At 41.2% G+C, this 23670-nt stretch carries 24 protein-coding genes and 1 riboswitch; of the genes, 7 read left to right on the top strand and 17 right to left on the bottom strand.

Annotation, left to right across the window (positions count from 1 at the left end):
* Positions 1–64: 64 nt before the first annotated feature.
* The 3 genes from ACXAH9_RS06725 to dprA are packed head-to-tail and all read left to right on the top strand — an operon-like array spanning position 65 to position 2700.
* Positions 65–1249 (top strand): CapA family protein, encoded by a 1185-nt coding sequence (locus ACXAH9_RS06725; RefSeq protein WP_474894088.1) that lies wholly within the window; start codon positions 65–67, stop codon positions 1247–1249.
* A 17-nt stretch (positions 1250–1266) separates the two neighbouring features.
* The gene (locus ACXAH9_RS06720) at positions 1267–1602 is read left to right on the top strand and encodes a MerR family transcriptional regulator (RefSeq protein ID WP_474894087.1); all 336 of its coding nucleotides are present in this window, start codon (positions 1267–1269) and stop codon (positions 1600–1602) included.
* 3 nt (positions 1603–1605) lie between these two features.
* Positions 1606–2700: a DNA-processing protein DprA gene (gene dprA, locus ACXAH9_RS06715; protein ID WP_474894086.1), complete on the top strand. Its 1095-nt coding sequence runs from the start codon at positions 1606–1608 to the stop codon at positions 2698–2700.
* Here dprA and ACXAH9_RS06710 read toward each other — a convergent pair.
* Genes ACXAH9_RS06710 through ACXAH9_RS06695 form a run of 4 tightly spaced genes read right to left on the bottom strand, consistent with a single transcriptional unit; the run spans position 2697 to position 8166 of the window.
* Positions 2697–3542, bottom strand: coding sequence for a hydroxymethylglutaryl-CoA lyase (locus ACXAH9_RS06710; protein ID WP_474894085.1), 846 nt, complete (start codon positions 3540–3542; stop codon positions 2697–2699). The genes dprA and ACXAH9_RS06710 overlap by 4 nt on opposite strands.
* A 35-nt stretch (positions 3543–3577) precedes the next feature.
* Positions 3578–4531, bottom strand: coding sequence for a methylenetetrahydrofolate reductase [NAD(P)H] (metF, locus tag ACXAH9_RS06705; RefSeq protein WP_474894084.1), 954 nt, complete (start codon positions 4529–4531; stop codon positions 3578–3580).
* Entirely contained in the window at positions 4532–7168 is a 2637-nt protein-coding gene (gene metH, locus ACXAH9_RS06700) for a methionine synthase (protein ID WP_474894083.1), read from the bottom strand.
* Positions 7165–8166: a homocysteine S-methyltransferase family protein gene (locus ACXAH9_RS06695; RefSeq protein WP_474894082.1), complete on the bottom strand. Its 1002-nt coding sequence runs from the start codon at positions 8164–8166 to the stop codon at positions 7165–7167. The genes metH and ACXAH9_RS06695 overlap by 4 nt, the downstream gene beginning before the upstream one ends.
* Positions 8167–8211: 45 nt before the next feature.
* A riboswitch (SAM riboswitch) is annotated at positions 8212–8324 on the bottom strand.
* A gap of 59 nt (positions 8325–8383) precedes the next feature.
* On the opposite strand from ACXAH9_RS06695, the gene ACXAH9_RS06690 reads away from it, so the two are divergent.
* Positions 8384–9289: a Ppx/GppA phosphatase family protein gene (locus tag ACXAH9_RS06690; RefSeq protein ID WP_474894081.1), complete on the top strand. Its 906-nt coding sequence runs from the start codon at positions 8384–8386 to the stop codon at positions 9287–9289.
* A gap of 219 nt (positions 9290–9508) precedes the next feature.
* On the opposite strand, the gene ACXAH9_RS06685 is transcribed toward ACXAH9_RS06690, so the two are convergent.
* The 6 genes from ACXAH9_RS06685 to ACXAH9_RS06660 all read right to left on the bottom strand — a co-directional run bounded on the left by ACXAH9_RS06685 (position 9509) and on the right by ACXAH9_RS06660 (position 14715).
* Positions 9509–10240 carry a hypothetical protein gene (locus ACXAH9_RS06685; protein ID WP_474894080.1) on the bottom strand — a complete coding sequence of 244 codons (732 nt, stop codon included), beginning with the start codon at positions 10238–10240 and terminating at the stop codon, positions 9509–9511.
* A 150-nt stretch (positions 10241–10390) separates the two neighbouring features.
* Positions 10391–10615, bottom strand: coding sequence for a hypothetical protein (locus ACXAH9_RS06680; RefSeq protein ID WP_474894079.1), 225 nt, complete (start codon positions 10613–10615; stop codon positions 10391–10393).
* The gene (locus tag ACXAH9_RS06675) at positions 10612–11322 is read right to left on the bottom strand and encodes an N-formylglutamate amidohydrolase (RefSeq protein WP_474894078.1); all 711 of its coding nucleotides are present in this window, start codon (positions 11320–11322) and stop codon (positions 10612–10614) included. Before ACXAH9_RS06675 ends, ACXAH9_RS06680 begins: the two co-directional genes overlap by 4 nt.
* Positions 11298–12557, bottom strand: coding sequence for a carboxylate-amine ligase (locus tag ACXAH9_RS06670; RefSeq protein WP_474894077.1), 1260 nt, complete (start codon positions 12555–12557; stop codon positions 11298–11300). The genes ACXAH9_RS06675 and ACXAH9_RS06670 overlap by 25 nt, the downstream gene beginning before the upstream one ends.
* Positions 12558–12560: 3 nt before the next feature.
* A complete protein-coding gene (locus ACXAH9_RS06665) occupies positions 12561–14006 on the bottom strand; it encodes a RimK family protein (protein WP_474894076.1) in 1446 nt (481 codons plus the stop codon).
* Positions 13984–14715, bottom strand: coding sequence for a C39 family peptidase (locus tag ACXAH9_RS06660; RefSeq protein ID WP_474894075.1), 732 nt, complete (start codon positions 14713–14715; stop codon positions 13984–13986). Before ACXAH9_RS06660 ends, ACXAH9_RS06665 begins: the two co-directional genes overlap by 23 nt.
* A gap of 56 nt (positions 14716–14771) precedes the next feature.
* On the opposite strand from ACXAH9_RS06660, the gene ACXAH9_RS06655 reads away from it, so the two are divergent.
* On the top strand, positions 14772–15341 hold the full coding sequence (locus ACXAH9_RS06655; protein WP_474894074.1) for an RNA polymerase sigma factor: 570 nt from the start codon (positions 14772–14774) through the stop codon (positions 15339–15341).
* A 53-nt stretch (positions 15342–15394) separates the two neighbouring features.
* Positions 15395–15601: a hypothetical protein gene (locus ACXAH9_RS06650; RefSeq protein ID WP_474894073.1), complete on the top strand. Its 207-nt coding sequence runs from the start codon at positions 15395–15397 to the stop codon at positions 15599–15601.
* Between the two features lie 102 nt (positions 15602–15703).
* On the opposite strand, the gene ACXAH9_RS06645 is transcribed toward ACXAH9_RS06650, so the two are convergent.
* From ACXAH9_RS06645 to ACXAH9_RS06615, 7 genes are all read right to left on the bottom strand, one after another.
* Positions 15704–16498: an RMD1 family protein gene (locus ACXAH9_RS06645; protein WP_474894072.1), complete on the bottom strand. Its 795-nt coding sequence runs from the start codon at positions 16496–16498 to the stop codon at positions 15704–15706.
* A gap of 89 nt (positions 16499–16587) precedes the next feature.
* Complete coding sequence (locus ACXAH9_RS06640) at positions 16588–16941, bottom strand: SiaC family regulatory phosphoprotein (RefSeq protein WP_474894071.1); 354 nt, start codon at positions 16939–16941, stop codon at positions 16588–16590.
* A 257-nt stretch (positions 16942–17198) separates the two neighbouring features.
* Entirely contained in the window at positions 17199–17552 is a 354-nt protein-coding gene (locus tag ACXAH9_RS06635; RefSeq protein ID WP_474894070.1) for a hypothetical protein, read from the bottom strand.
* A 283-nt stretch (positions 17553–17835) separates the two neighbouring features.
* Positions 17836–20304, bottom strand: coding sequence for a YbcC family protein (locus ACXAH9_RS06630; protein WP_474894069.1), 2469 nt, complete (start codon positions 20302–20304; stop codon positions 17836–17838).
* Between the two features lie 4 nt (positions 20305–20308).
* The gene (locus ACXAH9_RS06625; RefSeq protein ID WP_474894068.1) at positions 20309–21982 is read right to left on the bottom strand and encodes a proton-conducting transporter transmembrane domain-containing protein; all 1674 of its coding nucleotides are present in this window, start codon (positions 21980–21982) and stop codon (positions 20309–20311) included.
* Positions 21983–22012: 30 nt separating this feature from the next.
* Positions 22013–22261 (bottom strand): hypothetical protein, encoded by a 249-nt coding sequence (locus ACXAH9_RS06620; RefSeq protein WP_474894067.1) that lies wholly within the window; start codon positions 22259–22261, stop codon positions 22013–22015.
* 20 nt (positions 22262–22281) lie between these two features.
* Positions 22282–22656 (bottom strand): hypothetical protein, encoded by a 375-nt coding sequence (locus ACXAH9_RS06615; RefSeq protein ID WP_474894066.1) that lies wholly within the window; start codon positions 22654–22656, stop codon positions 22282–22284.
* A 100-nt stretch (positions 22657–22756) separates the two neighbouring features.
* On the opposite strand from ACXAH9_RS06615, the gene ACXAH9_RS06610 reads away from it, so the two are divergent.
* On the top strand, positions 22757–23668 hold the full coding sequence (locus ACXAH9_RS06610) for a LysR family transcriptional regulator (RefSeq protein ID WP_474894065.1): 912 nt from the start codon (positions 22757–22759) through the stop codon (positions 23666–23668).
* Positions 23669–23670: the final 2 nt, after the last annotated feature.

The raw sequence follows: 23670 nt of genomic DNA, 5'->3' as shown, positions 1-23670 counted from the left end.
TTTTTTGAAAAGATTTTAGAAGCGGTTGGTCAAATCTGGCTAACCGCTTTTTTATTTGTACTCAATGAAAGCACAACACCTTGTTCTAATCTTCATTTCCGTTTGGGCCTGTAAGTCAATCAAAAAAGCGCCATCATCGCCGGTAGCAATTCCTGTAGACACTATTGCAAAGGATGTAGAAATTGATACCATCTACCTGATCACTCAAAAAGGCGATACGCTATCTGGTCTGGAAGAAGAAATACCCATCCCTATGGAAAGACTGCTACCCGATACCGTTACTATTGCGGCCGTTGGTGACATCATGGGGGGCACAAACTTTCCTGACCGCTCCTATTTACCCGGAGGAAATGGAGCCTACCTCTGGGATGAGGTAAGGCCTATTCTAAAGCAGGCAGATATAACATTTGGCAACCTAGAAGGGACCATTCTAAATGATGGCGGGGAACAAAAAGAGTGCAATAACCCTAAGCTCTGTTATCTCTTTCGGTCGCCAGAATACATTGCTCAAAATTTTGTGGAAAGTGGGTTCGACCTGATGAGTGTGGCTAATAACCATGCAAATGACTTTGGTGAAACAGGAAGAAAGAATACTCAGCGAGTGCTGGATTCGTTAGGTATTACTCATGCCGGATCAGAAGATCAACCATACACCATTGCAAAAATTGGTCATCTCAAGATTGGTTTTTGCGCTTTCGCTCCAAACAGAGGGACGGTTAGCATCCATCAGTATGAAAATGTCAAAGCCACCATCCAGCACCTGGATACAATAACAGACATTGTTATTGCTTCCTTTCATGCCGGAGCAGAAGGATCAAAACATCAACATGTTACAAGAGAACGGGAATATTACTACGGAGAAGATCGTGGAAATGTGTATGAGCTGGCCCACTTGATGATTGACAATGGAGCCGATGTGATATTGGGTCATGGGCCACACATTGTTCGGGCTATTGAAGTGTACAAAGAGCGCATCATAGCTTATAGCCTTGGTAATTTTCTTACTTACGGGAGATTTAATTTGAGAGGTCTGGCGGGTGAAGCTCCTATACTTGAAATAAATACGGATGCATCAGGTAGGTTTTTGAACGGAAAAATTCACGCCTTTCGACAAAGTTATTCGCATGGACCAAGAAATGATTTGAATCTTTCTTCTATAAAAACAATCCAACGATTATCTTTGGATGACTTCCCTGAAAATCCCGTGACCATCGATGATAAAGGGAACATAGTTTATCTTGGTAATTAAAAGCCTATTCACCTACAGTGCCCTACAAGGAAAAGGAAATTGAAAAGAAGTACTACACCATCGGTGAGGTAGCCGATGAATTGGGTGTAGCCACTTCACTTATCCGTTTTTGGGAAGGTGAGTTTGACAACATCAAACCCAAGAAAAACCGAAAAGGAAACAGACAGTTTACCAAGGAAGATCTTCAAAACGTCAAACTGATCTATCATTTAGTAAAAGAAAAAGGATACACCCTACAGGGCGCCCGTGACTTTATTGCTAATGGTGGTGACACAGCTTCTGATAAAATGGAGATGATCGAGTCGCTCAAGAAAATTCGAAAATTTCTAACTGACCTTAAGCAAGAATTATAGTCCATGTCCGAGGAGTTGGTTTTCCAGATTGCGCTGGAGCTGATTCCAGGTGTTGGTAACAAAGGAACGAAGCAGCTAATGAGCTACTGCGGTTCGGCGACTGAAGTCTTTCGTGCTTCAAAAAGTAAGTTGCTTAAGATTCCCGGCGTAGGTGAGAAAATGGCTGACCTTATTAAGCAGTCGAGTCCTTTCAAAGAAGCTGAAGCTATTTTTAATTCTGCGGAAAAAATTGGAGCTGAAGTGCTCCACTATACTCACTCCTCTTTCCCAAACAGACTCAAACAAGCTCCCGATGCTCCTAACATCATTTATAAGAAGGGAGCTGGAGACCTCAATCCTAAAAAATCAATTGCCGTAGTAGGCACAAGAAAGGCTACCGAATACGGCAAAAGCATCACAGATAAAATCGTGGCGGATCTTGCCAGTCTCAATGTGACCGTAATTAGTGGGTTGGCTTACGGGATTGATATTCAGGCGCATAAGGCAAGCCTGAATGCAAGCACTCCAACATTGGCCATCCTCGCCGGAGGGCTGGATCGAATCTACCCATCTGTTCATAAAAAATATGCTGAACAGTTGCAGGAAACCGGAGCTATTATTTCAGAGAGCGTCCCAGGAACCAAGCCTGATCCTCACCTATTCCCGGCCCGAAATCGGATCATAGCCGGCATGGCCGATGCAACTATTGTGGTAGAAGCGGCAGCAAAAGGAGGAGCATTAATTACAGCTAATATTGCCGACTCATACAATCGGTTGGTTTTCGCTGTTCCCGGGGATGTCGGGCATACCTTCTCTGAAGGCACTAACAAACTAATCGCAACTCAAAGGGCACTTATTTATACAGGAGTTGAAGACCTGATCTATCACTTAAACTGGGACATCACCCAGGAAGACAGTAAACCGAAAGTGATGCCGGAACTAACACAGGAAGAGCAATCTATTTACGAGCTACTCAATGAGAATCGGTCTCCTCTTGAAATTGATTTGATTGCCATGAAAACGCAGATACCGATTAATCAGGTCGCCTCTCACCTGCTCAGCCTGGAATTCAAAAACCTGGTGAAAAGCATGCCGGGCAAGAAATTTGGACTGACTTAACCAAATACTGAAGGGGCTACAGCTAGAGCCTCTTCAAATTTTTTCTGATTTAAGCCTGTTTCGACATTATTTTCATTGAGCCATGAAAGCATTACTTCAGTAGCCATATTCCCGGTTAGATCATCCTTGGCCATCGGGCAGCCTCCGAACCCTTTGATTGCTCCGTCCATTCGTCGGCACCCAGCCTCATAAGCAGCTTTCACTTTTTCTTTGATGGTATCAGGTGTAGAATGTAAATGAGCTCCAAATTCAATGTGGGGAAACTTTGGAATCAGTGTTTCAAAGAGAGTGGAGATATTTTGCGGCTCTGACACACCTATGGTATCTGCCAACGAAATGATTTGCACTTCCATTTTATCCAACCGATCCACGAACTCACCCACATAATCCATCTCGTAAGGATCACCATAGGGATTTCCAAAACCCATGGATAAGTATACGACCAATACTTTTTCATGATCCTCAGAAATTTCCTGCATTTCAGCTAAATCATTAAAAGCGTCATTTATAGATCTATTGGTATTTCGTTGCTGGAAAGTTTCAGAAAGCGAAAGTGGGTACCCCAGATACCTGATCTCATCAAACTGGCAGGCATCCTTAGCTCCCCGGATGTTAGCTACTATGGCTAGTAATTTTGATTTGGTTTCTGCCAGATTCAAACCCGTTAATACCTCTGCGGTATCTCTCATTTGAGGAATAGCTTTGGGTGAAACAAAGCTTCCAAAATCGATGGTATCAAAACCAACTTGAAGTAGCAGATTGATGTAATCAACCTTGGTTTCTGTAGGAATGAAGTCATGCAGTCCTTGCATGGCATCTCTGGGGCATTCAATGATTTTCATCAAGTATTCGGTACTGTTTTTATTGGAACGCTAAACTAAAAAAACTCCTTTGCTATTCTTTGAATGGCATCTGATTTTCCCATGCTATAAAAATGGATGACCGGAGCTCCGTATTCAATTAGTTCACGACATTGCTGAATGCCCCATTCTATTCCTAATTCCTTCACTTGGGAATTGTCTTTACACCTGGTTATTTCCTGCTCCAATTCATCCGGTAGATCTATTTTAAAGATGTTAGGGAGTATCGTTAAATGTCTTTTCACAGCCACAGGCTTAATTCCCGGAATAATGGGAACGTTGATTCCCATAGCACGGCAATCCTCTACAAACTTGAAGTAAAACTTGTTGTCAAAGAACATCTGCGTCACAATGTACTCCGCTCCTAAATCAACTTTCTTCTTTAGCCATTTCAAGTCAAAGTTCATATTTGGAGCTTCGAAGTGCTTCTCCGGATAACCGGCCACCCCAATACAGAAATTGGAAGGAATGGCATTTTGCAGCTCTTCATCCAGGTATTCACCTTTATTCATCGCAGCGATTTGCTCTACCAGGTCAGAGGCATAAGCGTTTCCGTCAGGTTCGGGCTTGAATTCTCGTTCTGATTTGATGTTATCTCCTCTAAGTGCCAGTACATTATCAATCCCCAGGAAATTAAGGTCAATTAGCGCATTCTCTGTTTCTTCTTTTGAAAAGCCTCCGCAAATGATGTGGGGGATTGCATCGATTTGATAATGGTTTTGTAAAGCAGCACAAATACCCACCGTTCCCGGCCGCTTCTTGATGCTTCGCTTCTCTAGCAATCCATTTTCTCGTTCTTTGTACACATACTCCTCCCGGTGGTAGGTCACGTCTATGAAAGGTGGGTTGAACTCCATCAAAGGATCGATCTGATCAAAAAGGTTTTTGATACTGTCTCCCTTTTTGGGTGGAATGATCTCCAGTGAAAAAAGTGTTTTATCTGCGTTTGCTATATGTTCGGTTACTTTCATTTATTTATAATTCAAATTCGGCGCTAGCCATTTTTCAACCTCCTCTACTTTCATTTGTTTGCGATTGGCATAATCCTCCACTTGATCCTTCCCAATCTTTCCGAGCCCAAAATATTTCGAGTCCGGATGTGAAAAATAAAATCCACTAACTGCAGCTGCAGGATACATCGCATAGGATTCTGTAAGTGTGATGCCTGTATTTTTCTCTACTTCCAGCAGATGAAACAGCGTTTGTTTTTCTGTATGATCCGGGCAGGCTGGATAGCCGGGTGCCGGACGAATGCCCTGATATTTTTCTTTAATCAAATCATCATTTGACCACTTCTCATCATTCGCATATCCCCAAAGCTCTTTTCTTACCTTTTCATGTATCAACTCCGCAAAAGCTTCAGCCAATCGATCAGCCAGGGCTTTGGCCATGATCTCCTTATAGTCGTCATGCTCAGCTTTGTATTTTGCAATCAGTTTCTCCAGACCGATTCCTGCTGTTACAGCAAATCCACCCATAAAATCGGTTCCTTTAGGATTAAGAAAATCAGCTAGTGAAAGGTTAGGGATATTCGGTGCTTTTTTCCCTTGCTGTCTTACGAAATGAAAAGATTGATCACTTCCGACAACTTTCACGTCATCTCCCTCTCTTGCTACTTCAAATAATCCGACCACAGCATTGGCCTGAAGTGTTTTATTCAAAATGATCTCGTCAAGCATTTCTTCAGCATCTTTTAGTAGCTTCTTTGCCTCGCCTCCTACCGTAGGATTTTCCAAAATGGCCGGATATTTCCCTTTAAGCATCCAGGTAGAAAAGAAAGGCGTCCAGTCGATATACTTTCGGATTTCTGACAGATCATAATCTTCGAAGATGGTGATTCCTGATTTATTTGGTTTAGCCAGAGCGTGATCATCCCAATCAACTGCTAGGCCATTATTCTTAGCTTCCTTATAAGAAATGTAATTCTTAGCCTCCGTTCGGGTGGCATGATCGGAAGCCAGATCCTTATACTCTGATTTTATAAGCCTGCTGTATTCATCAGATTTATCACTTAATAAATTGGTCGAAACACCAACACTTTTTGAGGCGTCCAACACGTGCACAACCGTTTGATCATACTTTGGGGCAATTTTTACTGCAGTATGAATTCTGGAGGTTGTGGCACCACCTATTAGCAGTGGCGTTTTCATCTTACGCCGATTCATCTCTTCAGCCACATATACCATTTCATCCAATGATGGTGTAATCAGTCCACTCAAACCAATGATATCTGCACCAATTTCCTCTGCACGATCCAAAATTTTATCTGCGGGTACCATCACTCCCATATCTTCAATATCGAAGTTGTTGCATGCCATCACAACCCCAACTATGTTTTTTCCAATGTCATGCACATCTCCCTTAACAGTAGCTAATAGAATTTTCCCTTTGGTGTTTCCAGACGCCTTCTCTTTTTCTAAAAACGGTGTAAGGTATGCGACTGATTTCTTCATTACCCTGGCACTTTTTACCACCTGGGGCAAGAACATTTTCCCGCTTCCGAATAAATCCCCCACGATATTCATCCCATCCATTAGCGGACCTTCAATCACTTTCAAGGGGCTTTGATATTTCAGACGAGCCTCCTCTGTATCTTCCTCAACAAAATCAATGATTCCCTTAACCAGGGCATGTGACAAACGATCTTCCACAGATGCCTCTCTCCAGCTTAGGTCTTCTACTTTCTTTTTGCCTTCTCCTTTTACATTCTCTGCAAATGCAAGCAACCTTTCTGTAGCATCTTCTCTCCGATTCAACAAAACATCTTCTACATGCTCAAGCAAGTCTTTAGGTATTTCATCGTATACTTCAATCATTCCGGCATTGACAATACCCATATCCATGCCTGCCTTTATCCCATGATACAGAAAAGCAGAATGCATCGCTTCACGCACGATATTATTGCCTCTGAATGAAAACGAAACATTACTAACTCCCCCACTCACTTTTGCTCCGGGGAGGTTTTCTTTGATCCATTTGGTGGCCCTGAAAAAGTCGACTGCATTATTATTATGTTCGGCTATTCCGGTTGCTACAGGGAAAATATTAGGATCGAAAATGATATCCTGAGGAGGGAAATGCACATGGTCTACAAGGATGCGATAGCTTCTTTCACAAATCTCAATACGTCGTTCATAGCTGTCGGCTTGCCCTTGTTCATCGAACGCCATCACTACTACGGCCGCACCATATCGTTTGACTTTTTTTGCCTGCTCGATAAATTCAGCTTCTCCACCTTTCATACTGATGGAATTGACAACTCCCTTACCTTGAATACATTGTAGCCCTGCTTCGATGATCTCCCATTTAGAAGAATCAATCATGATTGGAATGCGTGCGATCTCTGGTTCGGAAGCGATGAGATTTAAAAACCTGATCATCGCCTTCTTCCCATCAAGCATCCCTTCATCCATATTCACGTCCAGGATTTGGGCACCTCCACGCACCTGATCGAGTGCTACGTCCAACGCCTCATCGTACTTGTCTTCGGAAATGAGCCTGGCAAATCGTTTCGATCCGGTCACATTGGTACGCTCACCGACGTTGACAAAGTTGGTGTGTTCGGTGACAATCAATGGTTCTAGACCTGAGAGGATCAATGGTCTCATACAAGTACCTCCTTCCTTCTTGGTTCATAATTTGCAGCCAAATCAGCAATCGCAGCTATATGTTCCGGTGTAGTTCCACAGCACCCGCCTATAATATTTACAAGACCTTCTTCTAGAAATTCTTTGATTTGATTGGCCATCATCTCCGGTGTTTCATCATATTGGCCAAATTCGTTTGGCAAGCCAGCATTTGGGTGCGCGCTTACAAAAAAATCAGCTTTATCAGCTAAAACCTTCAAGTATGGGCGTAATTGAGCTGCTCCCAATGCACAATTCAATCCGACACTTAACAAATCCATGTGTTGGATAGAAATAAGAAATGCTTCAGTTGTTTGACCTGAAAGCGTTCGCCCGGATGCGTCCGTTATCGTGCCGGAGACCATCACCGGAATGTCAATTTTCCGCTCTTCCTTGATTTCATCGATGGCATAAAGAGCTGCCTTAGCATTGAGGGTATCAAAGACAGTCTCCACTAAAAGCATATCCACTCCCCCGGCTATCAATGCTTCTGCTTGTTGCTTATATGCAATTCGCAGCTCTTCAAACGTGATCGCTCGAAATCCGGGATCATTTACGTCAGGAGAAAGTGAAGCTGTCCGATTGGTTGGCCCCATCGCTCCTGCTACAAAACGAGGCTTGTCGGGTTCCCTTTCAGTGAATTCATCCGCTGCTTCGCGGGCGATTTTCGCCGATTGATAATTCAATTCATATACCAAATCTTCCAACCCATAATCAGCCTGAGCGATGGTAGTCCCGGAAAAGGTGTTGGTTTCAGCGATATCAGCGCCCGCATTAAAATATGCTGAGTGAATATCTTTTATTATTTCTGGTCGAGTAATGGAAAGAAGGTCATTGTTGCCCTTCAGCGATTTGGAATGATCCTTTAGTGCGTCGTTTCTAAAGTCTTCTTCTTCCAGCTTGTGACGCTGAATCATGGTACCCATGGCTCCATCTAGCACCAGGATTTTCTGATATAAAAGTTCTAATAGTTTATTCATTCTCCGGTTTAAAGTTTACTTACCAGAGAAAGTTCCGATCGGATTCGCTCATCTGCTCCCGTGCATTAGGGATGGGAAGTAGCACCGAAAACCACATACTGATAGTCAGGTTGCTAAGACGTCAACGGGCCCAGTCCCTCGGTCTTTCTTGATAAGTAGTGCAAATATATTAGAATATAATTCCTCGCAAACATTCACGTATTACCTTTAGGCAAACATGAAGTTAGCAGCGATAGATATCGGTTCGAATGCGGTAAGGTTACAAATTACCAAGGTGATTGAGTATGAAACGGTGATCACGTTCAAGAAGCTGGAGTATGTGCGATTCCCTCTTCGATTAGGCCATGATGTATTCTCCGAGGGTCGAATCAGTGAATACAATGAGGAGCGCTTTTTTAAGCTGATGAACGCATACAAAAACCTGATTGACCTGTATGAGATAGATGGATATTTCGGATGTGCTACCTCTGCAATGAGGGAGTCAGAGAACGGGAAAGAAATCGTCGATAAAGTCAAAGAGAAGCTAGATTTGGATATTGAGATCATCTCGGGAGAGCAAGAAGCAGAGATGATTAACAAAGTCATCCTGCAAGGGCTGGACGATGGTCACTACATTCATATTGACGTAGGGGGTGGTAGTACTGAGCTCAACATCTATGAAAAGCATGAGAAAGTATTTGCTCACTCCTTTAAGATTGGTTCAGTACGAACGCTGGAAGGAAGAGATACACCGGAGGCTTGGGAAGAAATGCGAAAATGGGTGGCTCAGCACGCCTTTAAGAAAGGAGAAAAAATAACCGCGGTTGGTACTGGTGGTAACATAAATAAGCTATTTGAACTTTCTAATCTTGAGAAAAAGACACGTAAAATGTCACTTAATACACTGATGAGAACTCAGGATGTGTTAAAAAATTTATCGTTGGATGATCGCCTCAATAAACTACAACTGAATCCTGATCGGGCCGATGTAATCATTCCTGCTTCAGATATCTACATAGCCGTGATGAAGGCAGCAAAAGCAAAGAGCATCATAGTGCCAGATGTAGGGTTGAAAGATGGTATCAACTACCATCTTTACCAAACCCACCATCCTGAAAGCGATAAGGTTTTTGTTAGGAATTGACCTAGCATACTTCATCACTTTCTTCTGATTCATCCTGCCTGTTTTTTTCACTATGAATCAAAAATCCGAAAAACACCAGGGAAAATATGGCAGCCAGTACAAGTATTACTCTTGGCATAATGTTATTTTACTATTAGACGTGCTACCTTTAAAAGGTCACAAAAAAAGGAGGCTTTAATACCTCCTCTTTTTCCACTCATCGTCCAACTTCAATCGGTGTTATTTCAAGAGTTTTTGAACGTTCTCCGCTCTGGTTTTGGCGGGCACATGCCCAAGCTCTATCGCTTTTTTGTAATAAGCCAAAGACTGCTCAAGCGTTTGTTTTCTCTTCTTTGGAGCAAACTCAATTTTTTCTGCCATAAGTTCAAGGCCTTCTCCCTTGGCATACATTGTCTCAGCTTCCGACAAGCTTAATTTCTCAGCCATTTGAGATACACGCTCCTCTGAGTCAATCAGTGAGTTTTCATTAAACTCCAGTGCTACTTGTGTTTCAATTAATTGCTCTTTCGTAAGCGTCAGATCATCAGCCAACTGTGCATTTTTAGTTTTAAACTCCTCTACACTTATTTGTAAAACCGCGATCTGGTTTTCCTGATCACTGATTTGCTTTTTCAGTCTTTTTACTTGAGAAGCATACGCACTCCTGGTTTTTTCCAGCTCGGCAATCGTCCACTCTGCTTTTCTGGTGTATTCATCCAGGCTTTTCATCCGCTGGATATAATCCTGTTCATCCAGACCAGTTTCCAAATCCAACGTGATCATTTTTCTGTTTGCATCAATCGAATCCAGGTATAGTCCCACCTGATTCAACAAAGCCACCGCGTATTGGTGTTCGTCCACTACCTGCTGTAGGGAATCAATCTTACTAAACTCCTCCGTTTGAGTAGTCTCCTTTTCTTTGCTACACCCAGCTATCACCAGCAAGGAAATAGCCATCAGTTTTAATTTCATTGTATGTCTATTCTTTTTGAAACTGATAGGAAGAAGTAACCGGCAACACACGAGGAATTTCTTTCGAAGCTGCCGGTATTTTTCACCTACCTAATCACAGATATATGACGCAAATCCAATAAAAGGTCACATACTATTTCAAGGAAAATTTTAAGACTCATCAGCGATCAACTCACTAATTGCTTTTAGCAATACACTCGACCTGTCCTTGGCAGAATTTCTATCGGGCTCTTCCTTTATATCGTTCAATAATGCGTGGATTCGTTGATACCAGTGCAGATCGGATTCGTCATCTTTTTGCTCACAGTGCTGGTTCTTGTGTAGTGCAATTAGTTCAAGGCATTCATCAATTAATATCGTTTTATCTATTTTCATTGGATCGTTTCCAATTGATTTTCCAACGTCTTTTCTAGGGTAGACTGTAATACAGAAACGAATTTTTTACCTTGTTGGGTATCTGCCCATTTTTGGTTGATTTCTATTTCTACTCCTATATAGCCTTGTGATGGGAATTTTTCACGCAAATAGGTAGTGAATCCATCGTCCGACCCTTTATAAGGCACATTCGTAAACACATCAAAATCCACCAATTCTTCTTGTATTCTATCATACCAACTCATACATAAATCATTCTCAAGCTTCCGATTCTCATCAAATAAAAGAGAAACGTCAATGTTTCTTTCTACTCCCTCCCAGACAGGCGTGAAGGTATGCATGGAAATATGAATTACCGGCTTCTTAATCAGCTGCTGACGAATGTAGCTCTCAACCGAATTCCTATATCGGTAATAGTACTTCTGCAGGATGACGTTTTTCTCCTCAGATCTTAGGGGTTTTACAAACTCTGAAAATATCTGCGGGTTATGGACACTTCGATTGCAGTCTACGAGCAGTCGGCTGATGCGAGTTTCAAATAATTTAACTCTTAAACCATCAGATAATTGCTGAGCAAACGCTACTGCGCCCAAATCGACACCTCTGTGGGTTGATATTACATGCCTATCATGGAAAAGGTATTCGTAAGGCTTAGGGATTTGATTTCCCGCATGCTCACAGGTTACAAGGATATGGACGTGTCGCATGGTTCAAAAATTTTATTCTCCTCCAGGTTCTGGCTCAGCTCCTGGTAGATCAGCTTTAAATTCTCCTTTGTGTATTGACCATTGGTCACATCCAGTATCCGTTTGGCTAATGATCCATGTTCAAAAATTTGATTCAAAGGATCTATCCAGTGTGTCATTTTCTCCGGATAATGCTTCGTGCTCAAATCAAGGAAGTGTTTCCATATATCAATAACAGAAACTTTTTCCTGATCCATACCCAATGCTTTCAGATAGCTTTTATCATCAATGATTGTATCACTGCTCTTCTTGATACATTTTTTTAGCAAAACGTAAAGTGGCTCAACTTCCACTTCATGCTGCGTATGATAGTCAGTCAACTTACCTTCCACAAATAATTTTATGGTATGGATAATCAGCGCCAAAATGGCTAGATCAGCTTTGGGGCTTTCCTGTATATCAACAATTCTGATTTCAATCGAACCTCTATCAAACCTGGCAATAATACCTCTGGAATTTACCCAGACAGGATCCAGTATATTTTCAGGATCGTGTGATTTAATCTGTTTTACTATACGATCATAAATTTGTTTTTGATATTGATGACGAGAGGTTACTCCCTCAGGAATAACCTTTCCGGTAATACTATCAAATCGTCTTTGATTGTTTTTGTAATATACCATTCTCCGATCGTGGTAGTCAGTGTATACACCACCAAGAATTGGAGAGCTGGCAGTAAGACCGGGTATAATCGGAAGAATTAACCTAGCAGCAGTATGCAGCTTGGCAAACTCTTCATCGTCATAGAAGGGCAAATTCAAGTGTGTACTTTGCAGATTGGACCATCCATGTCCCTGGCAATCAAATAGCTCGTTGTATTTTTCATATATCTCTGAATTTCCATGCGGCCACAGGAAAGTCTCTTTTTTAGGATCCATCCATGGGTGAGCGGCTGTAGGCATGAGTCGAGCATTGAATTTTTTTAGGCGTTCGTTTACCTCAATAATATTTTGATGCAGATCATGCTCCAGTTGAATCAGATCAGCAGTTGGAGAGCTACATTTGAGCTCCAAAACATGAAGAACCAATTCATTGGACCAGCTAACTGCACCATTATTGAATTCTTCGCCATATTTTCCAAGTGCCTCTTTCAAGAGCTCATCAGCTATTGGTTTTACATCTAGCGTGTCTCTATCTATTATCATGTATTCCAGCTCAATACCATATCCCTGGAATAGGTGTAATCGCTTGCTCATAGTTTAATTGGATTGAACAATTTTCATTAGATGGTTCATTATTTTAACATACAAATCCATCTTATCCACTTCATCTTCTATTCCTGATTCAATGCTTGGATTATCATTAATCTCAACGATGTAGAACTTTCCGTCTACTTCTTTTACATCCACTCCATACAATCCATTCCCTATAAGTTTTGTTGCTTTGAGCGTAATCGAAATCAGGTTCTTTGGCGCCATATGTACATGGATTGTCTCACTATCACCCAGCCGATCTTTGTTCGTGGATTTCCAATCGATGATCTGCCAGTGATTTTTTGCCATATAATATTTACACACATAGATCACCTCCCCACCCAGTACACCCACTCTCCAATCGAAGGTGGTTGGCATGAATTCCTGAGCTATCATTAAGTCTGTTTGCTGAAAATATTCCTTTAACAGCAAAGTTTGCTCAGCCTTATCCTTGACTTTTTTCACTCCTTTTGAAAACGCTCCATCAGGCTGCTTAAGCACGTAAGGAAACTCCATTTTGATTGCATCATGGTTATTCTTCTGAATAATCACAGATTTTGGTGTGGGGATATTATTTGCTGCCAAAAGCTCATTGAGATATACCTTATTGGTGCATTTCAAAATAGAATTAGGGTCGTCAATGACGGCCAAACCTTCATACTCTGCTCTTCGGGCAAACCGAAAGGTGTGATGGTTTACATTTGTGGTCTCACGAATAAATAGCGCATCAAACTGAGTGAGCTTACCATAGTCTGCTCGCGTAATAAACTCTGTACTGAAACCCACTTTATCAGCTGCCTTTACAAATTTTTGTAATGCCTTAGGGTCTGATGGAGGATTAGGATCATCAGGGTTTAGCAGAATGGCCAGGTCGTACTTTTTACGCTGATAATTTTTCCGAACAATTTTTTTTCCTTTTAGAAAAAGCGTGAGGGCGTTAGTCAGCTCCTCTTTTTCATGATCTTCTAAATCCTTCGGATTGATTGGCTTGAGAGACTGCAACTGCCATTTATCTTTTTTCATGAAAATGGCCTTTAGTATCGGCATTTGAAACAGGTTGAAAAGCAACTGGCTCACTTTAGTCAGTGATGGGTTAGAGCTTGAACCAAAGTAGATATTAAATTCAAGTTTATTTTCAGCTTTCAAATCTTCCAGTTCATCTTGTATCAGGTGATCAAAATCCTGGGCATCTTCACGTGCCAGATTGGGCAGCTTAAAATCCATTAAGGTTGACGTTACGGGTAAAGACTTGTGACCCCTTGCCTCTGCTAATAATGAAATATAGTAGCCTTCAGACTGGTACTGGTAGCTCTTACAGAGATTTATGACTTTTATACTTTTCTGTCGAGCATATTCTTCACTGTTGATGTAAGCAGAGGGAGATACTAGTTGTACACCCGCTACATTAATCTTCCAATTTTCCGGATTCTCAGTTATGATTAATCGCTGCATCTGTTGGCTCAATAATTAAAAGGTTTGCATCATATGTTACAATACCAAGCAAAATTGCGTTTACCACTCGCTGGGTATCAACGGCGTAATATTGATTGGTGTCACTGATCGGGTTGGGATCCAATGGATCAGCGATCAGAACTTTATCGTTGGCTTCATCATAGTCACACAAAACCACAAAGTGACCACTTGGCTCTCCTTTGGTATCGTGATACACATTGAGCTCGCCAATTTCTCGTGCGCTTTGATACAAATAGGTTGCACTTAATCCTGTGAGAACAGGCATTCGTTTTTGCAAAAATCTTTTTAATAAATCAGGAGTCAACTCTTCAAAAAACAGCTTTCCGCCAGATTGCAGGTATCTCAAATATGCGTTTGTTGCCTGCTTCAGCTTGTTCGACTTTTTGTGTCGGGATTGTTCTTTCAGCTTTTCAACGATATCTACCTCCAGCTGAAACCAGGTCGGATCAAATACATGTAGATTATAAGTATATATCTGCGTTTTATATCCACGAGCCAATGCATGGTTGGCTAGCATTACCGCAAGGGTTCCCCCACCATTAACTTGTGTGACTTCATCGATCACCCTATTAAGATCTAATTGGTCTCCATAATAGTTGTACACTGCATGTAAGCAGGTGGGCCCGCAACTCACATCTGTTGGCTGAGGTAAAATTTTGATGTATTTTCTTTCTTCTTGCAAAAGCATCCGTGGTATTCTTTTCTATCTTGGACGCTGCATTTACAATAAGTCACATATTTTTTATGAGTAATCAGGCTGAGAAATTAAGTGATGAAGCACTTGTCCTTCGAATGAAAAGTGGTGATCATCGTTATTTTTCTGTCTTTGTAGAACGATATGAAAAATACATTTACAATAAATGCCAATCGTATGTAAAAGACAAGGATGCAGCGTCAGACCTGACCCAGGAAGTATTAATTAAAGTTTTTACTCAGCTAGCCAAATTTAGGGAAGAGGCGAAACTGTCTACATGGCTCTACAGTATCATTTATCATACCTGCATTGATTTCCTGAGATCCAAAAAGAAAAGCACCCATGAGGTAATCACTGAGAAGCTGGCCGATGAGGTATTTGATATAGTGGATCATGACGAGGAAATTCCAGAGGAAAAGACCATTGAAATACTGGAGAGCTTGTTGGACCAAATGACTCCAGAAGGAAAAATGATTTTACTTCTCAAATACAAGGAAAAGCATTCCATTCAGGATATACAGCAATCACTTGGTCTTTCGGAGAGTGCTGTTAAAATGCGTCTAAAGCGAGCTAAAGAAACCATAAATAAGCTATATGGAGAGCAGCTCAAATTGAAATAATGCCGGTGTGACTTTTTTACTATTTCTCGTCAGATCGATAAGGAATAGATAAAATGAAATCGAAGACCCCATATTATGATCAAATCCAATTGCTCATTAATGAGATGGATATTGTATTGGCCAATCTTCAGTCAGAGAGCGTTAGAAACAACCCTAAACTGAGAGATGAGTCAATGAAGCGCATCAATGAAATACAAAAGCAAATCCATGAATTAAAAATCAAGCGGATTGCTTCGGATATGAATTTAGGAGTGATATAATGATACATGCCGCTTATGTGCCTCATTGTCAGATTCTTGAATCGATGGATGTCATCTTTCAAAGAGATTGACATCTAAAACACATAATGGTCGGTATTTAACCTAAATAACTTTGGAGAGAAGTGTATCGATCACTTCTATCACAATCAAAATAATGATGATCCATTCCAGCCTACTGCTTTCCCTGTGGTTGTTGTATGAAAGGTATACATCCAGGTTGTCTCCAACTATCTGCAAGGTAGTCTCCAGCGATTTGTATCGGGAGGCTAGCTCGAAATGCTTCACCAGTTGTTTGTGTAGCTGATCCAAAAATTCATCTTCCCAAGCCACATCGGGACTATCCAAAATGTAAAGATGTTGTGCGATGGTGTTTTTAGTGGAAAGGGTGGTGCCGATAAACTGTAGTGCTTTGCGTTTACTCAGAAGAATTCGGCCCTTTTTACGCATCAGATCCGTGTGATTATTGATGCTACTTAGTATTTGCTCACCCAGGATCGAATAATGATCAATGGTCACTGTTTGTGCGAGGTTCATCATCACCATCTTGTTTACCTTATGATCAAACCTACCGATCGTTAACTCATTAAATCCGATTTGTATCTGCTTTTCGCTTGTGTATTCCACTTTCAGATCATCCTCAACAGGATTAAGTTTGAGGTTGCATCCATAGGTGGTAATACGGTTGATCTCCCATTGCATGTCTCCTTGTTTCATGTTAGAAAAGACCACCACTCCATAATTCAAAATGAACATGTATTGGTGTTCTGCCAATTGATAGTACAATTCTGAGGAACTTCCGGAAATCAATTTGTTTGAGTATTCTTTCCGATAAGATGCTAAGTCAATTTTATCCGCCACCAAATAGGCCGAATAGATATAGGTCCTTTTTCCCGTCATAAACGTCTGATATAGACGTTGGACGAAGCATAAGGAAAAAGTCACTTAATAAGAGGGTGATGTTTTACCTATATAATTTAGGTGGTGTTTTACTCTTCAAAGATTTCAAAAGGAAAATCATGGAGCTCTTCAAAATCTTCACCAGATAGCTTCATTAGGCTGGAAGACATCCGCCAACTCCACTTGATAGTTATTTTCTTACCGGCGTGATGATATCTATTTAAAACCTTAAAGATTTTAAATAAATATCTGAGGGATTCCTTATCAAAAAAATCGAGGCTGAAATAAGCTGTTAGTCGTTCATTTTCTTTTAGGTGCGTCTCTATAAACGTTAAAATTTCATCGTAGTGCGAACTACACTCGTTTCCGACGGACCAGCCTTTCAGCATGCAAATCCCAAGTCGCTCATTTATCTCGAGATCCAGTGATCTGTCGATGTTCATAAATTCATTTTTTCTACTCGCTTAATCGGCTGTAAATCTAACTTTATCAAATGATAATATTTAATCTCATAGGCAAAACGTCAATTTTAAAAGGTGAAATACATTTCAATGTTAAAACACATTAAAAGTGGATGAAATTACGCCTATTTTTAACAGTGATCATTGATTGGGTTAACAAAATGCATTAGAAAAATTTACTTGGCAGAACTATCTAATCCACACAACAGCCCCACTAAAACATTCTTGAATTCTGAGAATTAAGCTGCCTCCTGCCAAACAACACTTCTGAAATTACACTCCTGATTTGCCAGCTCGATACGTAAAGGGTATGGTTTGATGAATACACTCAGCTCATTTAATCCTAGCTCGTCTCCGTGTACTTTAACACCATTTAGCGAGAAGTACTGATCCAATGGTTTCATCTCGTCATCTTCAAAATAATCGTCATATATTTCGAATAAGTGGTCTTCAAGATACGCTCCGAATTGTTGCTTTACTACTTCAATTGAATTAGAGAGATTATCATTAACAAGGTGTTCGCTCTCTCTTTGATTATCATGATTTAGAAGAATTATCTTATTAATAAGTTCTTCCAGCTTTTTTAAGTCCATGTTCTCCATCGTTTATTCAAAAATTCAGGATACTAATATTTCCCCTGATTCAATCAATAAAATTGATCAGGAAACCTCGTTTTCAGGAGAGTGAATTTCTGAAAGTAAGGGTTTAAGTTAAGTACGTAATGAGCAAACGTAAATCACTTAGTCATTTTGAAAGACTCACCCAAAGAAACTCATAATGGCAATACACAAATTAAGACTTCAAACAAAAAACCCTCCGGTCTTTCATCCAGAGGGCACAACTCCAAATTAATGGACTCACTACACTACCTATGTGCTACTCAACTATATCCCATTCTAAACCTCCAACGTACTTGTACTTCACTTTACCTTCGTCATTAATTACGAAAAGGAAAATCCATTCATTATCACACAAGTGACGTATGGAGTCATGTTTTTTCAGAATCTTACTGATCTCATCCACAGGTGCTTCAATGATTACATTCAGGCGCTGAGGCTCATGCTGATAATTATTCCCATCATGCACTGACTGCCAGGGTAGCCCTACCCGTAAGTCTCCGGCAAAGCCCTCCAGCACACCTATTCCACCCACTACATTATGTAGAGTTTTATTGCCAGACCCAAATCGCTTGTTATCCACTGTTGATGCATAATACTGCAGATTGATCCAGCTTGTAACAACCATCGGTGCAGTCATGATTGTCTCCAATACTTCGAACCCCTTATCCTTTTGCCAGCTGTAATTATGCATGAACGCTTTGGCTCCAAAGTCTGCCTGCGAGGTTCTTTCCCTAGGAGCCACTATAAATGAGGAGCATCCTGCCAGCCCCCACTCCGGACGTACTTGTGACCAGTCTTTACTTCGCTGAATAACCTGATCAGAGACATCCCCATTCGTAATATTCATACGATTGGCTCGCTCTTTCCTCGCTTCTTCGCCAGCCAGATTTAGCGAATTTCTAAGTTCGCCTACCAGATCTGAGTGCCATGAAGACAGCTTGACCGAACGATCATAAATCGTAACCTCATCGGTAGTGGTATTGTGCAGCGCTGGTATAAAAACCGTCGATTTTGGAATTTCAATTCCCTCCTTTACCAGCCTTTTTCGAACTTCCGGATCATTTAATACCGTAGCGGCTACTTTCGCATTGGCTTCACCGGAATGCCCTCCGCAAGCGCCACAGTCAAGTCCGGTTGCATGCGGGTTGTTCACCGTAGAGGATCCATGTCCTGTGATCAAAACCACCGGCGCAAAATTATCTGTTAGCGACATAGCTTTCAACGCAGAAGTTGCCATGCTTACTCGGTCGCTCAGGGGAATTCCCATGGATTCACCAATTCCAAGTGCCTCAACTTCTACTTGTTTGTTTGCTATTTGCTTTTTGGTTAATCCCACCTGGTCCGGGTGCGTTACGGGCCTTGTTATTCCCAAAGAATCAGCTATGAGCTTTGGAAGGAAAAACATCCCCAGCGGACTTACAAAACCGAAGCAACTGATCGCTCCTGATCGAAAAGACTTCCATGCCTTCTTGATGTGAAATTGAAACTTCCTTCGATCAATGGCCTCTCTGTTCTCATCCAAATCATTGATTCGTTCTTTAATGGTATAAGAAGGTGCTAACAATACCGGACACTGGTCCTCTCCCTGATCATAAGCGAGTGAGCGATGCTTAATTGGGAAGCCGAAAAAACCAGCAAATCCTAGAGTTTCAATATCCGGGTGGGTAGCTTCAAGCTTTCTCCTGAACAACTCAGACCTCACATCAATACAGAATATAGCCTGAGCCATTGGTATGGATGCTTCTTTAGGACTCGACTTTTGATTATTGATCTTTTCAATGATCATTCGTTGGTTGGCCATGTCAAATGCCTCTTGTAAAATCAGCCTCTGAGCCAGATCTCTGCTTATCTCCTGGTTAAAAATGATGGCACTACTTTCCAGCTTGGCTTGTCTCCACGCTTGATCAAGCTTTTTGTACGGTAGAAGCTTCAGCAAGGTAAGTTCCCATACCAGCATGATGGCCAGGAATTCTTCTAACACCTGGCTTTTTCTACCCTTGAGACCAGCATCCCAATCGATTCGGGCGGCAAACCCAGCCCAACCATTCATTTTCATCAAGAGACTGTTGAGGTAGCTATACAGCATATTCTCTGGCAAATCCAACATCTTCAAAGCGATTGCAGAAGCCTTCAGGTGATCGTCGGGAAGCTGCTTGATAAACTTCCTAAATCCTTTCAACCCCATGGCAGAAGAAGCAAAATCTACTTCAGCCTCGCGCTTCCAAGCTTTAAAGATCGACTTACGTGCCTTAGCGGTATTCCAAATGGCTTGCTTGGTGTCAAAATAGGCAGAGGCCCAAAAGGAAATCCGATCTACCATGAATCTTTGCCATTTCTTACCGTTGATTTCGCTAGCCACATCCACTAGCGTTTTCACGTGTAAATCTCCAGATGCTTCCTCCACTTCATAAATCTCGTGAAGAAAGGTGTCTGCATCATCCTTTTCATAGTCTTCCGAAGCTTTATCCAGTGCTTTCTGTATATCTGTTCGCACTATTCGTCCCTGCCGAATCGCTTCCAGATAAAATGACTTGGGTAAGGTTCCCTCTATTTTACCGGTTTTATGGAGGAAATCAATAGCATCAGCAAATTGGGTATCTGCCATCCCGAGATATGGATTTACTGCCACAAAGTTTTCAAGCGACCACAGTGGTGCAATCCTTTTGGAACCTTTTTGAAGGATTTCTTTTATTTCAGCTTGATTAGCAATTTGATCAGTTTTCATTTTCTTATTGGTTACTTAGAAGTAATTCCTGGCTGGGCAATCTCATCTGGTCTGATTTTTCAGCTTCTTTAGATGACTCAATCTCTTCGTTTACTGAGAGGTTGGCCCATTTAAATTTCTCATGCTTCAAAGAGCCGATTATGCGATCAAAAATCACATTGGCGTATAGGCCATTTCTCAAGTGAACACCCACTCTATATGCTAAATCGGATTTACTCCATTTGAAAGCTATTAATTGGATTAGAAGAATGGTCATGTAAATAGAAACCAAAATCAACGCACTCACTTGAATTGCCAACACGGGCATTTGTACATTAGGCAATTCAGATCCTAGCATAGCTCTTGCTCCATGCTCCAGGGTGAAGAAACTAAGAATGACCCCTATTGTAACCCCGATCGATATGATCATTGCTTTTGGTCTACCGTTGGTATCCACGGTTGCAGCCATCATTTGGCCTAAGCCAAGAACGATAATTGCACCAATAACTATCAAGCTAAAATCAGCCTGGAAATTGAAACCCCAGAAGTAACAGAAGCATGTATATACCACAAGAGGAAACAGAACACTCACACCGACTCGCCAGGCACTACCCAATCTTTTAGGCAGCCGAATCTTTTGAGCTCTAATCTGCTCTACTGCACTTCCAGATGACAAGAATGCATGAGCTTTGTAAAAGGAGTGAGCTACCACATGCAAAATTGCCGCAGAATAAATACCTAATCCACAGAGTAGCAGGGAAAACCCCATATGAGCCACGCTCGAGTAGCCAAGCGATACTTTAACTGATGGCTGTGTGAGATAGACTACAGAAGCAAACATGGCTGTAAACCCACCGATCGCGATGAGCATCACAGAAGCGGTTGTGGATTCAATCATCAGGTATCCGAGCCTTACCATCAAAAATGGACCTGCATTTAACAAGCCAGCATGAAGTAAAGCAGATACAGGAGTTGGCGTTTCAACCACTTCTATCAACCATCCATGTGTTGGAAATTGAGCAGACTTAAGGACTGCCGTTAGTACCAGCAATACGGTCGCCAGGGTAAACTGCGGTGTTAAAACCACTCCTTCCTGAATTTTTGAAAAGATTTCATTTAAATCCCCGGTACTGAATGAAAGGTAGATTAAACCGACTGCTACAAGAAGGCTTATATCTCCAAGTCTAGCTACGATAAACTTCTTTCGTGCTGCAGCTATGGCTTGTGGTCTGCTTCGATAAAAAATCAACAAATAGTGAAGACAAACACTCGTGATTACCCACAAAGCCAGAATCTGAAACAAGTTACCTGATAGGATAAGTAGCTCTACAGAAGCAATGGTGGTAGCTAACCTGCAGAAAAAGACATCCTTTCTTGGGTCACCATCCAGATAATTGGCACTGAACCTCAGTATTACAAATGCCAGGATCGAAATCATTGTGAGCATGGTTACACTCAAAGCATCCAAACGAATGGATAATCCCAATCCTTTGAGCCCGATCAATCCGGATTGAACCGCACCCTGATCGATGACAATGTAGGCACTTATCAATGATATGATTATTCCAATCACACCGACAATCTGAATATGCCTGTTAGTTAGCACTCTTGCTTTTGTCAAATTAAGCAAACACAAACTGGCGAAAACAAACAGCATCAGAGGTGCTAAAACCGGGATGATTGTATATAAATTTTGCATGATTTATTGTTTAGTTATTCAGCTGATGGCTTACCCATTCGTCGCTACACGCCATTTTTCTGACTTATTGCTCGTATTTAATTGAATACTCGCAACCGCGTAGGCAATCATGAAAATGACTGCCGCAGACGAGCCTATTATGGTCCCATAGTTGAATCCTGCTTCCATTAAATTGGATGAAGCAGGCATTTCCAACAGTCTTTCGAGATACGCGCCGACCTTCGCACCAAACGCTCCACCCAGGACAAACCCAATAAGTATGTTCCTTAACTTTTTCATCGATAGCTTTTCTTATTGGATTAATCAGTAATTTCTACTTTCAAAGTGCGCGTATAGGTAATATTTTTACCCAATTTTTCTGCTTCCAGCAAAAAGCTGTGTAGGGTCATCTGAGAGACGCCATCGAGTTCAATTTCATTACCAGAAATACTGATCATTTCCATTTTTTCCTCTTCGCCCTTTTCGTTGACTACTTCCAGAAGAAGATCCTTTAGGCCCGGAGACTGTGCTTGCATTTCTTGCTTAAGCTCGTCTTTCATAGAACTCACTTGTTGATTAGATACATGCATGGAAATTGTCAATTTATCATTGATCGCATTTGAACTTGCAGATCTGTTCTCTGCAGATTTTTTTACTGACTCTGCAACGGGCATTGATTTCATTAAAAGTGACATGTTTAATATTTTTTTTATTTGGTTAAACAACTGCGAATGTAGGAGGTATAATTCATTAATTTTTATTTAATTTTATTATGTATTACATAAACTATAATAAATGAATTACACGCTTCACCAGTTGAGGATCTTTCTTAAAGTATCTGATTTACAGAGCATTACTAAGGCAGCCGAAGAATTACATTTAACACAACCTGCGATCTCAATTCAGCTAAAAAAATTGCAGGAGCAATTTGAATTACCGTTGACAGAAGTCATTGGAAGGCAGCTATATGTCACGGATTTTGGAAAAGAAATTGTAATCAGAAGCCGGAGAATCCTTGAAGAAGCCGATGGAATTAAATATACGATTGATCAATATAAAGGCTTGATGACAGGCAAAATCAAAATTTCTGTAGTTTCAACGGGTAAATATGTAATTCCTTACTTCTTAAAGGAATTTATGGACACTTACCCTGGAGTAGAAATATCAATTGATGTGTCAAATAAGAATAAAGTAATTGAGGGGTTGCATAAAAATGATAGTGACTTTTCGCTGGTATCTGTAGTGCCCGATGAGCTTCATGTGCATGCAGTTGAGCTCATGGATAATCAACTGAATCTTGTAGGTAACCTGGAATACAGAGACAAAATCAAGAGACCGAAAGACCTGGAAAAAGTCACCCTGTTGTTTCGTGAAAAAGGATCTGCCACACGCAATGCAATGGAGCACTATCTGGAGAGCAAGAAAATTAAGGTGAACAAATCAATGGAACTGGTATCCAATGAAGCAGTGAAGCAGGCAATTTTTGCCGGTCTTGGTGTATCTATTGTTCCACTGATCGGGTTAAGAACGGCGCTTGCCAGAGAGCATATCACTTTAATACCACTCCAGGGTCTCCCAGTTATTACACGCTGGAATTTGATTTATAACAAAGGAAAAGTGTTAACCCCTGCCCAAAGCGAGCTGATTGAATTCATGGAGGAAAATAAACAGCGGTTGGTAGATAAGCATTTTAGCTGGGCAAAATAAGT

This window comes from Ekhidna sp. ABH4_415, assembly GCF_056161305.1.
This window is presented reverse-complemented; position numbering and strand designations above follow the sequence as displayed.